We start from the raw sequence: 16,078 nt of genomic DNA on the forward strand, positions 1-16,078 counted from the left end.
CGACCTGAGCGGTCTTCGGAAAACCCGAGGTCAGATCCCATTTCCTGGCCCATCGTCATGCATGTGGGTGCCCAGGGAGTCAAACGGGCCTCACGGCCGACAGTCCGCCCTCTCAACCCGGTCGCTCCAGCCTTCGCCAACACCGTGCTCGACGCGACCGGCGTCCTCCTCGGCCAACTCCCGCTCAGTCGCGACCGGGTGTGGCTGGTCGTGCCAGACGCGGGCCTGACGGATCGGCAGGTGGGCATCTCGTGGTGGAACGCTCCCTGTCCGCCGACCTGCTGCACCTGGATCGCGTCGCTCACCCGAATCGTCCCGGCTGCAAGGACGTCCAGGTAGACACCGGGCAGGATGCCGGGATCCACCGGGCGTTCGTGGACGGTCGAAGTACGCGTCAACTGGCCCGAAGACCGACCGCCAGCGTCAGTTCAAGGACCCGGTGTGGCGATGCGAGATCCGGAAACAGTTCCCGCAGCTGCGACATCCGGTACCGGACTGTCTGGGGATGGACGAACAACGCCGCCGCCACCTCGTCCCGCCTGCCCTGGTGCAGCAGCCACGCCCGCAACGTCTCCTCCAGCCGCCGTGCGGTCGCGACGGGCAAGGTCCGCAACGGTGCGAGGGCTCGGGTACGCAGGTCTGCGAACGCGTCCGCGTCGGCGCTCAGCACCAGCTCGGGCAGGTGGTCCTCGGTGTCGCGAATATCAGAGGAGAGGGAGCGCGCGCGTACGGCTCGTGCGTACGAGGCCGACGCACGCGTCCATGGCCGGGCCGGGCCGACCACGGCGGTGCGGTCGGTCAGCTGCCGCAAGAGATGTGATCGGTCGGCATCGGGGACGAGCAGCACACCGGTGGCGTCCGGCAGATCGTCCAGGACGAGGGTGCTCGGGTCGAGCGCGCGGTAGGCAGGCCGGGCCTGGGCGGCGGGCAGCAGGACCGCCGTCAGCGAAGCCGGAGGCTGCCACCCGGCCCGTTGAGCAGAGGCCAGCAGCACGTCCGGGCTCGCGCCGGCGAGGAGGTCGCGGGCCAGGTGTTCCAGGTGGCGCTCGTGGGCCCGGCCCCGGGCGGCCAGTTCGTCGGCGTGGCCCGCGGCGCTCGCGGCGGAGAGCTCGTCGATGTAGGCGAAGGTCAGCTCGGCGAACTTGGCGACCTCGGCGGCGGGCAGACCTGCGGACACGGCGCCCGCTGCCAGGCATCGCCAGGCCACGCGGGCGCCGACGCGGTAGGCGCTGAGCAGGGCGTCCATCGAACGGCCGTCGCGCACCTCGCCGCGGCCCAGCTCGTAGGCCGCGTCACCGCCGTCGCCGCCCGTGGCGTTCCCGCTCGCGAGGTCCAGGTAGTGCCCCAGGGCGGTGCGGACGGCTCGGCGGATGGTGGCGCCCATGTGGCCCGACAGGGCGTTGGCGTAGGGAGGGACCTCGTCGATGATCGCCTGGACGACCTCGTCGGCGGTGGTCTTCAGCGCGGCCCGAAGTGCGGTGACCGTCGTCTCATCCAGGGCCAGTTCGCTGGCCCTCTGGGTTACACGACTCACGTTTTTATTCCCTGCGAACAATTCCACCCACCAGATTCACGTCCTACGGTCAGGACTTTACGCCCTGAGACGCAGCAAGCTGGAGTCATGACGAGTGCAGCCCTGCGCAGCAGGGCGTGGAAACTGCTGGAGATGGTCACGACGCCGCTGCTGCCGTCGGACTACCTCGACCTGGTCAGCCCACTGCGTGCGGGCGCCGACCTGCGGGGGCGCATCGAGGCCGTGCACCCCGAGACGGATGACGCCGCGACTGTCGTGATCAGGCCGGGACGGGGCTGGCGCGGCCACACAGCCGGTCAGTACGTGCGGATCGGGGTCGACGTCGACGGCGTACGCCTGTGGCGTGCCTACTCCATCACCTCGCCGACGAACCGCCAGGACGGCCGCGTCACGATCACCGTGAAGGCGATCCCGGACGGCAAGGTCAGCAACCACCTGGTCCGCAGGGCGAAACCGGGCACGCTGATCCAGCTCGACCAGGCGACCGGTGACTTCGTGCTGCCGCCGGCCAAGCCCGCCAAGGTGCTCTACCTGACGGCCGGCAGCGGCATCACGCCCGTGATGGGCATGCTGCGCGACATCGAGTTCGACGACGTCGTCATGGTCCACTGCGCGCCACGGGCGCAGGACGTGATCTTCCGCAACGAACTGCACGATCTGGTCGCGGACGAGAAGCTGCGGCTCATCGAGGTGCACACCGACACGGACGGCATGCTCGACATCGCCCGTCTCGACGAACTCGTGCCCGACTGGGCCGAGCGCGAGACCTGGGCTTGCGGGCCCGCGGGCCTGCTTGACGCCGCCGAAGAGCACTGGAGCGGGCACGGCGTCCAAGTGCGCCTGCACACCGAACGCTTCCGCCCCAGCATCGTCGTCGCCGGCGACGGCGGCGAGGTCACGTTCAGCGCCACCGGCAAGACCGTCGACTCGGACGGTGCCACGCCGTTGCTGGACGTCGGCGAGGAGGCCGGCGTGCTCATGCCGTCCGGGTGCCGTATGGGCATCTGCTTCGGCTGCATCACGCCGCTCAAGGCGGGCGCCGTCCGCGACCTGCGCACCGGCGAGATCACCGAGGCCGAGCCGGGCGTCCTCATCCAGACCTGCGTGTCCGCCGCAGCGGGCCCCTGCGACATCGAACGGTAGGAGCACTTTGACCGCCATCGACCCCACCGACCACCTGACCGCGGAGCAGATCGAGGACCTCGGCCGTGAGCTGGACGCGATCCGCGACGAGGTGATCGCCGGCCGCGGGGAGAAAGACGCCGCCTACATCCGTAAGGTCATCTCGGCGCAGCGCAAGCTCGAGCTGGTCAGCAGGGGCATGCTGCTGTTCTCGATCTTCCCGCCGGCGTGGCTGCTCGGCACCGCCGGTCTGTCCGTGGCGAAGATCATGGACAACATGGAGATCGGCCACAACATCCTGCACGGCCAGTGGGACTGGATGCGGGACCCGAAGATCCACTCCACCACCTGGGAATGGGATCACGTCTCGCCGGCCGACCAGTGGAAGCACTCGCACAACGAGTTGCACCACACGTACACCAACGTGATCGGCAAGGACAACGACCTCGGCTACGGCATCATGCGCGTCGACGAGGACCAGAAGTGGCACCCGTTCCACCTCGGCCAGCCGCTGTGGAACTTCATCAACGCCTGCTTCTTCGAGTACGGCATCGCCGCCTACGACCTGGAGCTCGGCAAGAACCTGCACAAACGCCGCCGCAAGAACCCGGAGTTCCGGGAGCGGGCCAAGGCCGTGGGCCGCAAGATCCGCAAGCAGGTACTCAAGGACTACGTGATCCACCCGCTGCTGTCGGGCCCGTCGTTCCTCCCCACGCTCGCCGCCACGTTCACCGCGAACCTGGTCCGCAACATCTGGTCCCACTCGGTGATCATGTGCGGGCACTTCCCCGAGGGCGTGCAGGTCTTCGAGCGCCGGTCGATCAAGGGCGAGACACGCGGCCAGTGGTACCTGCGCCAGATGATGGGCTCGGCGAACATCAGCGGCAACAGGGCCATGCACTTCATGACCGGCAACCTCTCGCACCAGATCGAGCACCACCTGTTCCCGGACCTGCCGAGCAACCGGTACGCCGAGGTCGCTGTGAAGGTGCGCGCGCTGTTCGAGAAGTACGAGCTGGAGTACGTCACCGGACCGCTGCCCAAACAGGTGTTCTCCGCGTGGCGCAAGGTCTTCCGGCTCTCGCTGCCGAACAAGAAGCCCAACGTCAAGACGCCGGACCGCGAGCAGGAGCTCGTCGCCGCCTGATTGTCACAAACGCCTGGCTCACGAACCCGAGGTCAGGCGCCCTTGTCCGCAGGCTCCAGAATCGCCACGCACTCCGCGTGATGCGTCATCGAAAACACGTCAGGAGGCACGGAGAAAGGTCAGAGCGCTCTTGCGGTGTTCGGGGCGGCCAGCGAGGTGCTGGAGCGTCACAACGCGGCAGGCTTCTCCGGGGGGCAAACCCGACAGGCCACCTGCACGAATGGCTGGTCTCAAACGCTCACGTTCGCGCGTGACACCCGGACGCAGGCCGTGCCTCGGACCGGCCCGACATGACGAGCAGCCACTATTCGGAGTCAGGGTGCATCTGCACCCACCGGCCGTTGATGAACTTCATCTCCACACCGTAGAACGGCTGGGGCGGGGGGACCGGCCGCTTGCCGCGGTGGGGCGCTGTCGGCTGCTTGGGGCGGTCGGCGGGCTGCACCTTCGCGGCCCCCGGCTTCATTTTCGCGTCGCGCTTCCGCAACGCTTCGATCTTTTTGAGGAGTTCGGCGCGGCTGATGTCTTTCGGCGCCCGGGTGAGACCGGGCGGAGCCGCCGAACGGGTCGGCGAGCGGTCCGTGGCCGACTGGCAGGCGCGGTGCACCGGCTGTCCGTCCGCGGCGAAGACGAGCTTCTTCCTGGCCACCGGCAGGCGGCATACCGCACAGCGCTTGAGCGCGGGCTTGGGCCTGAACGTGTCGGACACGATCCCCCCGGATGGTGATGCCTTGGTGGGACAGCAGGATAGGCGCGCAGATGACAGCTCGGGGGAGTTCGAGCGAAATGTGAACGCTCCTTTCTTCGCGGAACGGTACATTCGCGCCGGAAGTGCGAGACGTTGCCGTTGTCAGCCGGCTCAGCGGGAAGGGCCGAGAACCACCGGTCGTGGGACTGCGACGATGGCGAACTCAGCGGGTCGGCGAACCGTCGTCTGTGCGGCCGCGCATACCTTCAGTAGGGGGTGAGGAAGGCAATGTTGCAGCTCGGCGACGTCGAAACCCTGGAAGGGCTTGGGCGGTCCCATCGAGGGGGATGATGGCCGCGCGGAAGTCGTCGCCGTCTCCGATCCGGCGGCAACGAACCGCCAGGGCGAGGCGCCGCGGCGCCTCGGTCGCGCGTTTTCAGGCTAGCCACATCCGTCTCCCAGCCTTCGGCCCGCGCCGTAGGCCACTTCGTTCGGATGCGGCACGGCGTCGGCCGGCCGATCAGGGCGTCCACCCGGTGCACGACGGATGCTCCCGCAACCCGGTCGAGCGGCCTCCCCGGTCCACGCAGAGGCCCTCAACGAACGCTGCCGTGGGTATGAGGTGATCTCACCGGGTGCCGCTGTCGAGACGGACGGTGCCGCTGCCGTCGCATCTACCGCAGGCGTGTGTCATCACTACGCCCTCGCGTCAAGTGCTCACTGGAGGAGAACCCCAGGGGGTGCAGTGCCACCGGCGGAGCTGCAGCACACCCACTCGGAAGCCCCCTCTGGCCCCGTCTGCAGGCTCTTGCCGTCGAAGAGAGATCACACAGGCAACAGATCATCTCGTTCCGCTCTGCGGGTAACGTCAAGGTATGAGTCATCCACACCCCGACCTCAAAGCGGCCCCACCCTTGCCCGAAGGAGGGCTGAGGGTCATCGCCCTGGGCGGCCTGGGTGAGATCGGCCGCAACATGACCGTCTTCGAGCACGCCGGCAAACTGCTCATCGTCGACTGCGGCGTGCTGTTCCCCGAGGAGACCCAGCCCGGCGTGGACGTGATCCTGCCGGACTTCACTTCGCTCCGGGACCGGCTGGACGACATCGTGGCCGTCGTCCTCACCCACGGCCACGAGGACCACATCGGCGGCGTGCCGTACCTGCTGCGCGAGCGGTCCGACATTCCCGTCGTCGGCTCCAAGCTGACGCTGGCGTTCCTGGAGGCCAAGCTCAAGGAACACGGCATCCGGCCGCGCACCGTGCGGGTGCGCGAGGGCGACCGCCGCGGCTTCGGCCCCTTCGACTGCGAGTTCGTGGCGGTCAACCACTCCATCCCCGACAGCCTCGCGGTCGCGATCCGCACCCGGGCCGGGATGGTGCTGCACACCGGCGACTTCAAGATGGACCAGTTCCCTCTCGACGACCGCATCACCGATCTGCGGGCCTTCGCCCGCCTCGGCGAGGAGGGCGTGGACCTGTTCCTCACCGACTCCACCAACGCCGAAGTACCCGGCTTCACCACTTCCGAGCGTGAGCTGAACCCGGCGATCGAGCAGGTGATGCGCACCGCGCCGCGCCGGGTCATCGTCTCCAGTTTCGCCAGCCATGTGCACCGCATCCAGCAGGTCCTGGACGCCGCCCACCAGCACGGCCGCAAGGTCGCCTTCGTCGGCCGGTCGATGGTCCGCAACATGGGCATCGCCCGTGACCTGGGCTACCTGAAGGTCCCCTCCGGTCTGGTCGTGAGCACGAAGGAGCTGGAGAAGCTCCCGGACCACAAGATCACTCTGGTGTGCACCGGCTCCCAGGGCGAACCGATGGCCGCGCTGTCACGGATGGCCAACCGCGACCACATGATCCGCATCGGCAAGGGCGACACCGTCCTGCTCGCCAGCTCCCTCATCCCCGGCAACGAGAACGCCATCTACCGGGTGATCAACGGCCTGACCCGGTGGGGCGCCCACGTGGTGCACAAGGGCAATGCCAAGGTGCACGTCTCCGGTCACGCCAGCGCCGGCGAACTCGTGTACTGCTACAACATCGTCAAACCCCGCAACGTCATGCCCGTGCACGGCGAGTTCCGCCACCTGCGGGCCAACGCCGACCTCGCCATCCGTACCGGTGTCGACCCCGAGCGGGTCGTGATCGCCGAGGACGGCGTCGTCGTCGACCTCGTCGACGGGCGCGCGTCCATCACCGGCAAGGTCCCCGCCGGCAACGTCTACGTGGACGGCATGGAAGTCGGCGGCGCCACCGAAGCATCCCTCAAGGACCGACTCACCCTCGCGGAGGAAGGCGTCGTCACGGTGGTGGCGATCGTCGACGCCGACACCGGCGCCCTCGCCGAGCCCCCCGACTTCCTGGCCCGCGGCTTCGTCCACGACGACACCACCTTCGAGCCCGTCATCCCCGTCATCGAGAAGACCCTGGCCACCGCGGCCGAGGAAGGCGTCGGGGACGCCCGCCAACTCGAACAACTCGTCGCCCGCGCCGTGGCGAACTGGGCCTTCCGCACCCACCGCCGCAAGCCCCTCATCATCCCCGTCATCATCGACGCCTGAGCCCCGGCGGCACGGTTTCCGGTAAGGAAGTTGGAGGAAGCATCAGCGGCGAGCGAGGCAGTACTCGTCACCGCGCCCCTGGTTCTCTGTCCGTGTCGATCGAGGGCGCCATTTCGACCTGCTCCTTGTTCGTAGCGACCTTCAGATGCCCCGGATCGACAGTCGCGTCGCCCGGAGGGCGAACACCAGCCGGTGCCGGATCGGCAGGCCGAGCGCGACCGTCGCCAAGCCGGGCTGGTCCGTGGTCGTGTCGACGTAGACCGCTTCCAGGACACCGACCCTGTGGCGCGGAAGGTCGGTGTCCTGGCCTCGCCGTTCCCTGGCGCCTTCCGCCTCGAACTCGATGCTCCTCCGTCGCGGATCAGCTACGGACCTATGCCTCGGCCACCGCCTGGCCCGTTCGCGGTGCAGCACGCGGCAACGCGTGTGAACAGCGGCGCAAGCCCGGACGCCGTCGCGGTCAGTAGGTGGCCAGGGAGATGGCGATGTAGTGCGCGGTGAAGGCTGCCACGGTCAGGGCGTGGAAGACCTCGTGGTAGCCGAACCAGCCGGGTGAGGGGTCGGGCCGCTGCAGGGCGTAGACGACCGCGCCCGCGCTGTAGAGGAGACCGCCGACAACGATCAGGACGACTACGGCTGCTCCGCCGGTGTGCAGGAAGTCGAGCAGGTAGCGCACCGGCGCCCACCCAAGGGCCAGGTAACACGGGGTGTACAGCCATTGCGGAGCTCCGACCCACAGGACCCGGAACACGATGCCGGCCAATGCCCCAGTCCATACGATCCACAGCAGCATGGAACGCTGTTCAGGCCGCAGGAGGAGCACGGCCAGGGGGGTGCAGGTGCCGGCGATGATCAGGAAGATGTTGGCGTGGTCGAGTCGTCGTAGAAGAGCCTCGCCCAGTGGTCCCCAGGTGCCGCGGTGGTAGACGGCGCTCGTTGCGAACAGCAGCAAGGCGGTGACCGAGTACACGGCGCAGGCCAGGACTGCCTGCGGAGTACGGGCCAGGCAGACGAGTACGACGCCCGCGATCAGTGCGGCGGGGACCATTCCGGCATGAAGCCAGCCACGCTAGGCTTGATCGGTTCGGCGAGGTCGGCCGCCCACTCCGCGAGGGCGGAGACCGAGTGAGCCTTCTCCCCTGCGTGTCCGCCTTGCGATCCGTCGGGTAGCCCGTCTTCACGGCGCTCTCCACGCGCTGAGGCGACGTGACCGACTTCAGCGGCATCACGGGACACAGCTTCTCGTTCTCCCTCGGGCGACGGGGCGTCACTGGCAGCGATGCGGTAATGCTAAAAGACCTCACTCCGGCAGCATTCATAAAAGGTCGGTCCAGGACCCCAGGGCCATCGCCGGGCCCGGGCCGGCTCGCCACCGCGTGAACTCCAGCCCCGTCGACCCTCCCGCCGATTGGGCCTGCCCAAGCCGAGTAGAACGGCCGGCCATGGGAAAGATCAGGGCTTCCGAACGGGCATCTCCGCTCGCCTACGCGCAAGGATCGCCGATGCTTCCTGAGGTCCGCCCTCACGTATCCACCGCCCTCGCAGACCAGTTGGAACACCAACTGGACCTGGCTCCGCATCTCGAGGCCGGCCGGCTCGATGTGGAGGGCGTCGCCGGCATCGCAGTCGTCGCAGCGGCCCACTCCGACGGCTATGCGGCCACCGGTCATCTCCTCGGGCTGCTGGCCGCGCTGCCTGCCCCCACTGAGGCAGGAGAACGCTTTTGGTCGGACCTGTGGAGGTCATCGGGCACCGCGTACCTGCTACCGGTCAACATGAAGGCTCAGGTGCTGCGTTCTCTGGAAGGAGAGGGAACCGCCCTGGCCAGGCAGATCCTCTCGGCCGTCGATGAGATGACTCCGCCCCAGCGCGTGGCGGCCGGGGAGGTGATCGGTCAAGCCCTCGCCGAATCCGACCATTTGCCCGACCTCAAGACACAGGTCATCGGCGAGTTGTGGCTCCGAGATCTCGAGCTCACCGCCTGGCGCGTTCTGCATGCGGACCGCAGATGGGACGATCCGGCTGGACGGCAAGCCTTCCTCGCCGCCTGGACGAGCACCTGATCGTCTACTGCTCCAAACTGCGCGCACAGAGGCGCAGGGCATGCGGCGCCCGCACCGGACGACGCTCGAGCAACTGAGGTCAGGAAGTTCGGCCGAGGCCACACCCGTCTCAACAGGTCAGGGGCCGCGCAGCCATGGCTGCGCGGCCCCTGACCCTGTGCACGCCCTGCACGAGAGCAGGCAATTCGCCCGGTGGGCGGCAAAGCCCACACGGGCGGCGCTCACCGGACGCAGTGTGCGCGCTCCCTCGGGCGGGTCTGTGAGGTCAGGCCGGGGTGATGTTCTCGGCCTGCGGACCCTTCTGGCCCTGGGTGACGTCGAACGTCACGGCCTGGCCCTCCTGGAGCTCACGAAATCCCGTGGAGTTGATCGCGGAGTAGTGCGCGAAGACATCCGGGCCGCCGCCGTCCTGGGCGATGAAACCGAAGCCCTTCTCCGCGTTGAACCACTTCACAGTTCCCGTTGCCATGTCTGATGCCTTCCAGTCGATGAACGCCTACCACTCCATGTGGCAGACGGAGGTGATCGCCCTGGTCCCTGCGGCACAGCACAGCAAAACGCCCACACCAGAGGCGTGGGCAAGAGGGAATTCCGAACCACGACAGCTGACGCAGACGCTACACGCCCACACGCCGCGTCACCAGAGGGAAATGATCACGCCGACACGAGACCGTGCGTGCGTGCCCGCCGACGCTGACGGGCACGCTCATCTCATGTTGCTGCCGTTGGGTTCGCTGATTCGGCGGCACGGCGATATTCGGCGTTGAGGCGCTGGGCTTCCTCGAGCTGGTCTTCGAGGATGACGATCCGGCAGGCGGCCTCGATGGGGGTCCCGTGGTCGACGAGTTCCCGGGCGCGGGCGGCGATGCGCAGCTGGTAGCGGGAGTAGCGGCGGTGGCCGCCTGCGGAGCGCAGCGGGGTGATGAGGCGGGCTTCGCCGACGGCGCGGAGGAAACCCTGTGTGGTGCCGAGTATCTCGGCGGCCCGGCCCATGGTGTAGGCGGGGTAGTCGTCGTCATCGAGACGGCCGAACGTGTCGTCTGCTGTCATTGCACCTCTCTGTGGAACGCGTCGAGGGGCCCTGGCGCCGTACCGGCACCAGGGCCCCGAAGGAACTACTACACCATCTGCCGGCCCTGATACTGCACCGGCCCTCTAGTTTCCGCAGACCCGACCGAACTGCTGTCGGGGGCGCGGGGATCGCGACTGCTTGACCGGAGACCACCTCACTATCGATGTCCTGCGGTACCCGGGTGCAAGATACTGGGCGACGGCGACGGGAACCGGCTGCACGCAGTGTGGGCCCGACCGGCGTACCGGTAGGGCCCACGCTGCTGTTCAGGTGTCGGTTCGTGCGTGTTCCCCAGGTCAGACGGGAACGGGGGTGCCGAGCATCGAGGAGGCGTGCTGCATCGGGCTGAGAACGCCCGGGGGCGCGGTCCTGGGGACGGCGCGGCAGGTGAAGCCGAGCTGAGTCATGGCCCGCAGGACTTCGACGGCGCTGAAGTCACGGCGGTCCTGTCGCGTGACGACCTGGCCGACCTGCTTGACGGGATAGTGACGACGGCCAATGATCACGGAAGCGCCGGTGACCGGTTCGGGCTTGATGCCCTTCATCGATTCCAGCACGCCGCCCTTGGTGAGCTCGAAGGGGAAGCGGGCGATGACGCAGCGCATGGGGCCTCACAAGGGAGAAGGGGAGAACGGTCCGGCCAGGGTGCGGCGGCTCAGCGGGAGAGGGCGAGGACGCCCAGGGCGCTGCCTTGCTCGTCGACCACCGGCAGGCCACCGAGCCCACGGGTGCGCATCGCGTGCTCGGCTTCGGCCATCGTGGTCACGGGGGAGGGGAACGAGCCGTGGTCGCCGAGGATGTCGCGCAGGCGGACGCGGTCCGTGTAGGCGGAGCTGTCGCGGACGGTGGTGAGGTCGGCCCGGGTGACCAGGCCGGTGCGCTGGTCGTCCAGGTCACAGACGACCAGTCGGCTCGTGCGGGCTGCGGCCATGAGGGCCAGCGCCACCTCGACGCTCATGTCGTCACAGACCTGCGGTCCGGCCGCATCCACGGCCTCCTCCGCCGTCCTGTGCACGGGGTTGGTGTCCGCCGGGCGGGGCTGCGTCTGAATCAGCGTCAAAAGGTGCCTCCTGCAGAGATGGACCGGCTTTCTGATCACGAAGGTCCTAGGCCGCCGCGCCGAAGACGGACTTGCGTACGGGCGCGCGCCGGATCTTCGAAGAGGGGCGGCGCCGGCCTCGGGAGGTGGCGCTGCGCTTGGGGCGTTCGGCCACCGGTGCGGTGATGACGACCGGGATGCCGGAGGGGGCCTGGGCGCCGGTGATCCGGCGCAGGGCCTCGTCGCCCGAGTGGATCTGGGTGGTCTGCGGCCGGATCCCGGCGTCCGACATGAGGCGCACCATACTGCGGCGCTGGTTCGGTGTGACGAGGGTGACGACACGGCCGGACTCGCCGGCGCGGGCGGTACGGCCGCCGCGGTGGAGGTAGTCCTTGTGGTCGGTCGGAGGATCGACGTTGACGACGAGGTCGAGGTTGTCGACGTGGATGCCGCGCGCCGCGACGTTGGTCGCTACCAGCACGCTGACGTGCCCCGTCTTGAACTGCGCCAGCGTGCGCGTGCGCTGCGGCTGCGACTTGCCGCCGTGCAGCGCGGCGGCCCGTACTCCGCTGTTGAGGAGGTCCTGGGTCAGCCGGTCAACGGCGTGCTTGGTGTCCAGGAACATGATCACCCGACCGTCGCGAGCGGCGATCTCGGTCGTGGTGGCGTGCTTGTCAGCGCCGTGGACGTGCAGGACGTGGTGCTCCATCGTCGTGACCGCACCGGCCGAGGGGTCGACCGAATGCACGACGGGGTCGGTCAGATAGCGGCGCACCAGCAGATCGACGTTGCGGTCCAAGGTGGCGGAGAACAGCATCCGCTGCCCCTCCGGACGCACTTGGTCGAGCAGCGCGGTGACCTGCGGCATGAATCCCATGTCGGCCATCTGGTCGGCCTCGTCCAGCACCGTGACGCCCACCTGGTTCAGCCGGCAGTCGCCACGGTCGATGAGGTCCTTGAGCCGGCCAGGGGTCGCGACGACGACCTCGGCCCCGCCACGCAGCGCGCCCGCCTGCCTGCCGATCGGCATCCCACCCACCACCGTGGCCAGCCGCAGCCGGACGGAGCGGGCGTACGGAGTGAGCGCGTCGGTCACCTGCTGCGCCAGCTCCCGCGTCGGTACGAGGATCAGCCCCAGCGGCTGGCGGGGCTCAGCACGCCGTCCTGCGGTACGGGCGAGCAGGGCGAGGCCGAAGGCGAGGGTCTTGCCGGAACCGGTGCGCCCGCGGCCCAGGACGTCACGGCCCGACAGGGAGTTCGGCAGCGTCGCGCCCTGGATCGGGAACGGCACGGTCACGCCCTGCCTGCCGAGTTCGGCCAGCAGCTGCTCGGGCATACCGAGATCGGCAAAACCTTCAACGGCAGGCAGCGCGGGGGTGATCGTCCTGGGCAGCGCGAACTCACCCTGCACCGGGGCGGGCCGACGGCGGTAACCGCCGGAACGGGCAGGCCCGCCGGAACGGCGCGGTGCCGCGGAGCCGAAGCGACTGCCGACCTTCCCCGCGTCGGCACCGCCCTGACGGGTGCGGGCGGAGCGGTCGGTCGTACGTGTGCGGTTCATGCGGAACCTTCCTCGATGTGGCACATATCAAGGAATTCCCGCAGCGATGAGCGGCATGGAGAATTACAAGTATGGACCGGTAGCAAAAGAAAGCAATCTGGCCGGCGGAAATCTCCGGGGCGCACGTGCTGAAATGAGTTGACGCGATGGGGCGTAAGATCCGGGCGTCGGCTGCGGAGCAGCTCTTCAGGATGCGCCTGCATCTCTGCAGGAGGAGCCGCGCGTGGTGGGACTGCGGATTCATCCGAGTCGTCCCGCGGGTGAAATCACCGCGGGAGATGCGTGTAGCTGGGCCCCGCACCCCGAAGGATGCGGGTCCCAGCTACAGATGGTGCGTAAGCGTCAGGCGGGAACGATGTTCTCGGCAGTCGGGCCCTTCTGGCCCTGCGCGATGTCGAAGTTCACCTTCTGGCCTTCGAGCAGCTCACGGAAGCCCTGCGCCGCAATGTTCGAGTAGTGGGCGAACACGTCGGCGCCGCCACCGTCCTGCTCGATGAAGCCGAAGCCCTTTTCCGCGTTGAACCACTTCACAGTACCAGTAGCCATGTCATGTCTCCTTTGGGGCAGTGCATCGGCATCCGCCCTGTGCGGACGCCGTGTCGCCGCGATGATTACCCCGCCCGGAAATGACCGGAAATACAGAAGCGCTCCCGACCGGCAGAAGCCTGGTGGGGGCACTTGAAGTTTTGGGAACCACAACTGCAACCGGGATCGACAGTAGCACGCCGGAACGGCCCGCGTACGTTGGATACTTCCACTCTGCTCTTCGCTGCAAAAACTCCCACCGCGTGGTCCGTGAAAATCTGATCTCCCGGGCACAGATATTGATTCACTCGATGTGCAACGTTTCAGGAAGCGGCGCCAACTGCACCAGGGCTCCCGGGAGCGGACGACGTACGCGGCTTTTCCGTAAGACGCCGCTCGGAAGGGTCCAGCAGTTCGTGTCCTCGGAGCCAACGGCATCAAGATCCACGACGGGGCGGTCCGGGTGTCCAGCCTGGACAAGGGCACGCTGGACCCCGACGGTCAGGAGCCCCGCGAGCAGTACGAGGAGCGCCGCGACGACGAGGTGGATGCCGTCCTCGATGAGCTGCAGGAGGCCCTGCACCCGGCCGCCCTCGATCTTCGGGAGAATGGGTCGCACAGTCAGCGTGCCAGGGGTGCGGCGGCCCGCAGGCGCGGCGTGCTGCCGCACGGGTCCGCCGCATCGCCAGGGGCATCCGCTGACAGGCGGACACCGTGAACGGCGCGAGCAATCGTCAAGACCTGTGGATGCGCATGGTCAGCTGGTCGTCAGCTGCCATCTGATCTCTCCGTCGTGCCACTGGCCGGTGGGGGTGAGGCCGGCTGCGGTGGCGACGGCGGCGGATGCCTGGTGGTCCGGGTGGATGTGGGCGATGACCGTGTGTACCGGGTGTTTCCGGAGCCAGGCGAGGAGCCCTTGGGTAGCTTCGGTGGCGATGCCGCGCCGCTGCCAGGGGGTGCCCACCACCCAGGCGATCTCCGCAGCGGCTCCGCGGTCGTCGGCGGTGACCGTCGCCTGGACATAGCCGGTCAGACAGGCCTCGTCGCGGTGCTGGATGACCCAGTTGCACCAGGATTCGCCGGGGCGCGGTGAGCCGGCCGCCAAACGTTCGTAGCGGGCGCGCAGGTCCTGGGCAGTGTCAGGGGTCCCGCCGATGAAAGTGTGCAGGCCGGGGTTGGACAGCGCCGTGGCCATTTCGTCGGCATGCCCGACCTGCAGGGGAAGTAGGGCCAGCCGGTCGGTGTTGATGGTTTCGGGCCTGAGGATGATCACGCTGCCTCCTGGGTGGGACGTTCGACGAGTATGCCGCGCTCGAAGCGGCCGCCGGCCCTGACCAGCGCATCGAGGGCACTGGCGGTTTTGTGAACCCAGCACCTCTGCTCGCGGGTGGCCGGGAAGACCTCGCGCAGGGCCTTCCAGAACCCGAGCGCGCCGTCGCCGACCGCCAGGACCGGGGCACGCATGCCGCGGCGGGCGCAGTCCCGCAGCAGGCCTGCCCAGGCCTCGGACGATTCGCGGCAGCCGTCGGCCATGGCAACCAGCTCCTTGGTGCCGTCCGCGCGGACCCCGATCATCACCAGGACCGCCGCCTTGGCCTCCTCCAGACGGATCCGCAGGTGGATGCCGTCGACCCAGACGCAGACGTAGTCGGTGCCGGACAGGTCGCGGTCCTGGAACGCGGCATGGTCAGCCTGCCACTGCTGGGTGAGCCGGGTGGACGGTGGCCGGCGACAGGCCGGCAGTGGAGCCGAGGAATTGCCCCAGAGCGGGCACGAAGTCCCCGGTGGAGAGGCCGTGCAGACACCTCAGGCGCTTAGCGCGTCAAGTCGATCGTCGGAATGGTCGAACAGCGGGCGTCGGCTTGTCCCGCTGAGCGGGCAGTCAGCTGGAGTCCTCGTCCGGGGTCATGTCGTACTCGTCGATGTCGAGCGCGGCGCCGGTGGCGATGAGGAAACTCAGGACGCTGCGGTCCAGGTGGCAGCCGAAGAGGTTGGGCGCGTCGGGGGTCCGCGACAGGTCGGGGTCGGTGTCATTGAAGTAGCGGACGACTTGAAGCACCGCTCCGCCGCCGTCGGCTGCCAGGTTGCTGCTGACGGCGGCGATGCAGTTCGTGTGCGGTTGGAGTCTGCTGAGGATCCGGGCGATCTGCTCATCCACACGCAGGTCGGGGTCTCGGCAGACGATCTTCCAAGTGTGGTTGACCGGCACGGCTGGCTCGGTGTGTCGGCTGCCGCGAACGGACACTTCATCGGGGGTGATGTTCAGCTGCGACGTCATCTCGGCTGCGGACATGCGATCGCTGAATAGCGCAAAGTACGCGTACTGGTGAGGAGGCATCCCGCGGAGGATAGCCCTGCGTGGCAGCCTGATGGGACTGATCAGGCGGCCGCTGGCTTCGCGGCTGTCCCTGCCTCGGAGAAGGCCACGGCCTCGTCATGGGTTTTGGTGTTCTGGAGGCAGTGATAGAGCTGGCCGATCATGCGGTTGAAGAGGTTGCGCTGAGCTGCGGCGTGCCAGTCTCCGTGGTCGCGTCGTCGGCGGTAGTGGGCTTTGGCGCCGGTTGAGGCGGTGATGGCGGAGAAGGCCCAGAGGCAGCCGGCATGGTTCAGGCGGTCGTTCTTCACCCACCGTCGGGTGACGTTCGACTTCTTGCCGGAGGCTCGGGTGATGGGCTTCGGGCCTGCAGAGCCCTTCGTCCACGGCTCCACGGCCGCCAGGGCAGCGGGGTAGTACTCACGCAGCAGGGAGCGGAGCTGGTTGCGGCG

The 16,078-nt window shown here is 68.2% G+C and carries 16 protein-coding genes and 2 pseudogenes; 5 read left to right on the plus strand and 13 right to left on the minus strand.

Annotated features, from left to right (window positions below):
- Positions 1-394: 394 nt before the first annotated feature.
- A complete protein-coding gene (locus ACZ4SF_RS12500; RefSeq protein ID WP_468382079.1) occupies positions 395-1,534 on the minus strand; it encodes a PucR family transcriptional regulator in 1,140 nt (379 codons plus the stop codon).
- An 87-nt stretch (positions 1,535-1,621) separates the two neighbouring features.
- Between ACZ4SF_RS12500 and ACZ4SF_RS12505 the strand changes: the two genes are divergently transcribed.
- Complete coding sequence (locus tag ACZ4SF_RS12505; protein WP_468382081.1) at positions 1,622-2,677, plus strand: ferredoxin reductase; 1,056 nt, start codon at positions 1,622-1,624, stop codon at positions 2,675-2,677.
- Positions 2,678-2,684: 7 nt separating this feature from the next.
- Positions 2,685-3,803, plus strand: coding sequence for a fatty acid desaturase family protein (locus tag ACZ4SF_RS12510; RefSeq protein WP_468382084.1), 1,119 nt, complete (start codon positions 2,685-2,687; stop codon positions 3,801-3,803).
- Between the two features lie 304 nt (positions 3,804-4,107).
- On the opposite strand, the gene ACZ4SF_RS12515 is transcribed toward ACZ4SF_RS12510, so the two are convergent.
- The gene (locus ACZ4SF_RS12515) at positions 4,108-4,512 is read right to left on the minus strand and encodes a hypothetical protein (protein ID WP_310771165.1); all 405 of its coding nucleotides are present in this window, start codon (positions 4,510-4,512) and stop codon (positions 4,108-4,110) included.
- Positions 4,513-5,366: 854 nt separating this feature from the next.
- Between ACZ4SF_RS12515 and ACZ4SF_RS12520 the strand changes: the two genes are divergently transcribed.
- Complete coding sequence (locus ACZ4SF_RS12520) at positions 5,367-7,052, plus strand: ribonuclease J (protein WP_468382087.1); 1,686 nt, start codon at positions 5,367-5,369, stop codon at positions 7,050-7,052.
- A gap of 460 nt (positions 7,053-7,512) precedes the next feature.
- Here the strand turns inward: ACZ4SF_RS12520 and trhA are convergent, their stop codons facing one another.
- A complete protein-coding gene (gene trhA / locus ACZ4SF_RS12525; protein WP_468382090.1) occupies positions 7,513-8,100 on the minus strand; it encodes a PAQR family membrane homeostasis protein TrhA in 588 nt (195 codons plus the stop codon).
- A 454-nt stretch (positions 8,101-8,554) separates the two neighbouring features.
- On the opposite strand from trhA, the gene ACZ4SF_RS12530 reads away from it, so the two are divergent.
- Complete coding sequence (locus tag ACZ4SF_RS12530) at positions 8,555-9,115, plus strand: hypothetical protein (protein WP_208299294.1); 561 nt, start codon at positions 8,555-8,557, stop codon at positions 9,113-9,115.
- Positions 9,116-9,380: 265 nt separating this feature from the next.
- Here the strand turns inward: ACZ4SF_RS12530 and ACZ4SF_RS12535 are convergent, their stop codons facing one another.
- From ACZ4SF_RS12535 to ACZ4SF_RS12560, 6 genes are all read right to left on the minus strand, one after another.
- Complete coding sequence (locus tag ACZ4SF_RS12535) at positions 9,381-9,584, minus strand: cold-shock protein (protein WP_030212004.1); 204 nt, start codon at positions 9,582-9,584, stop codon at positions 9,381-9,383.
- A gap of 242 nt (positions 9,585-9,826) precedes the next feature.
- A complete protein-coding gene (locus ACZ4SF_RS12540) occupies positions 9,827-10,165 on the minus strand; it encodes a MerR family transcriptional regulator (protein ID WP_468382092.1) in 339 nt (112 codons plus the stop codon).
- A 318-nt stretch (positions 10,166-10,483) separates the two neighbouring features.
- Positions 10,484-10,792: an SCO5918 family protein gene (locus ACZ4SF_RS12545; protein WP_468382096.1), complete on the minus strand. Its 309-nt coding sequence runs from the start codon at positions 10,790-10,792 to the stop codon at positions 10,484-10,486.
- Positions 10,793-10,842: 50 nt separating this feature from the next.
- Positions 10,843-11,247, minus strand: coding sequence for a CBS domain-containing protein (locus tag ACZ4SF_RS12550; protein WP_468382099.1), 405 nt, complete (start codon positions 11,245-11,247; stop codon positions 10,843-10,845).
- Positions 11,248-11,293: 46 nt separating this feature from the next.
- On the minus strand, positions 11,294-12,787 hold the full coding sequence (locus tag ACZ4SF_RS12555; RefSeq protein ID WP_468382102.1) for a DEAD/DEAH box helicase: 1,494 nt from the start codon (positions 12,785-12,787) through the stop codon (positions 11,294-11,296).
- A 342-nt stretch (positions 12,788-13,129) separates the two neighbouring features.
- Positions 13,130-13,333 carry a cold-shock protein gene (locus tag ACZ4SF_RS12560; RefSeq protein ID WP_042169227.1) on the minus strand — a complete coding sequence of 68 codons (204 nt, stop codon included), beginning with the start codon at positions 13,331-13,333 and terminating at the stop codon, positions 13,130-13,132.
- A 442-nt stretch (positions 13,334-13,775) separates the two neighbouring features.
- Between ACZ4SF_RS12560 and ACZ4SF_RS12565 the strand changes: the two genes are divergently transcribed.
- The gene (locus tag ACZ4SF_RS12565; protein ID WP_468382107.1) at positions 13,776-14,030 is read left to right on the plus strand and encodes a hypothetical protein; all 255 of its coding nucleotides are present in this window, start codon (positions 13,776-13,778) and stop codon (positions 14,028-14,030) included.
- 39 nt (positions 14,031-14,069) lie between these two features.
- On the opposite strand, the gene ACZ4SF_RS12570 is transcribed toward ACZ4SF_RS12565, so the two are convergent.
- The 4 genes and pseudogenes from ACZ4SF_RS12570 to ACZ4SF_RS12585 form a co-directional block, all read right to left on the minus strand.
- Positions 14,070-14,585 (minus strand): GNAT family N-acetyltransferase, encoded by a 516-nt coding sequence (locus tag ACZ4SF_RS12570; protein WP_468382111.1) that lies wholly within the window; start codon positions 14,583-14,585, stop codon positions 14,070-14,072.
- A 53-nt stretch (positions 14,586-14,638) separates the two neighbouring features.
- Positions 14,639-15,113: pseudogene (locus ACZ4SF_RS12575) on the minus strand (IS256 family transposase); the annotation flags it as partial.
- A gap of 81 nt (positions 15,114-15,194) precedes the next feature.
- Complete coding sequence (locus ACZ4SF_RS12580; protein WP_468382114.1) at positions 15,195-15,650, minus strand: DUF4279 domain-containing protein; 456 nt, start codon at positions 15,648-15,650, stop codon at positions 15,195-15,197.
- A 41-nt stretch (positions 15,651-15,691) separates the two neighbouring features.
- Positions 15,692-16,006, minus strand: a pseudogene (locus ACZ4SF_RS12585) (IS110 family transposase); the annotation flags it as partial.
- Positions 16,007-16,078: the final 72 nt, after the last annotated feature.

The organism is Streptomyces sp. NPDC027663 (assembly GCF_055566415.1).

Excerpts from the sequence above, each read along its gene's own strand:
- ACZ4SF_RS12505 (WP_468382081.1), top strand. The coding sequence starts at position 1,622 with ATGACGAGTGCAGCCCTGCGCAGCAGGGCGTGGAAACTGCTGGAGATG.
- ACZ4SF_RS12520 (WP_468382087.1), top strand. The coding sequence starts at position 5,367 with ATGAGTCATCCACACCCCGACCTCAAAGCGGCCCCACCCTTGCCCGAA.
- trhA (WP_468382090.1), bottom strand. The coding sequence starts at position 8,100 with ATGGTCCCCGCCGCACTGATCGCGGGCGTCGTACTCGTCTGCCTGGCC.
- ACZ4SF_RS12530 (WP_208299294.1), top strand. The coding sequence starts at position 8,555 with ATGCTTCCTGAGGTCCGCCCTCACGTATCCACCGCCCTCGCAGACCAG.
- ACZ4SF_RS12535 (WP_030212004.1), bottom strand. The coding sequence starts at position 9,584 with ATGGCAACGGGAACTGTGAAGTGGTTCAACGCGGAGAAGGGCTTCGGT.
- ACZ4SF_RS12540 (WP_468382092.1), bottom strand. The coding sequence starts at position 10,165 with ATGACAGCAGACGACACGTTCGGCCGTCTCGATGACGACGACTACCCC.
- ACZ4SF_RS12545 (WP_468382096.1), bottom strand. The coding sequence starts at position 10,792 with ATGCGCTGCGTCATCGCCCGCTTCCCCTTCGAGCTCACCAAGGGCGGC.
- ACZ4SF_RS12555 (WP_468382102.1), bottom strand. The coding sequence starts at position 12,787 with ATGAACCGCACACGTACGACCGACCGCTCCGCCCGCACCCGTCAGGGC.
- ACZ4SF_RS12560 (WP_042169227.1), bottom strand. The coding sequence starts at position 13,333 with ATGGCTACTGGTACTGTGAAGTGGTTCAACGCGGAAAAGGGCTTCGGC.
- ACZ4SF_RS12580 (WP_468382114.1), bottom strand. The coding sequence starts at position 15,650 with ATGCCTCCTCACCAGTACGCGTACTTTGCGCTATTCAGCGATCGCATG.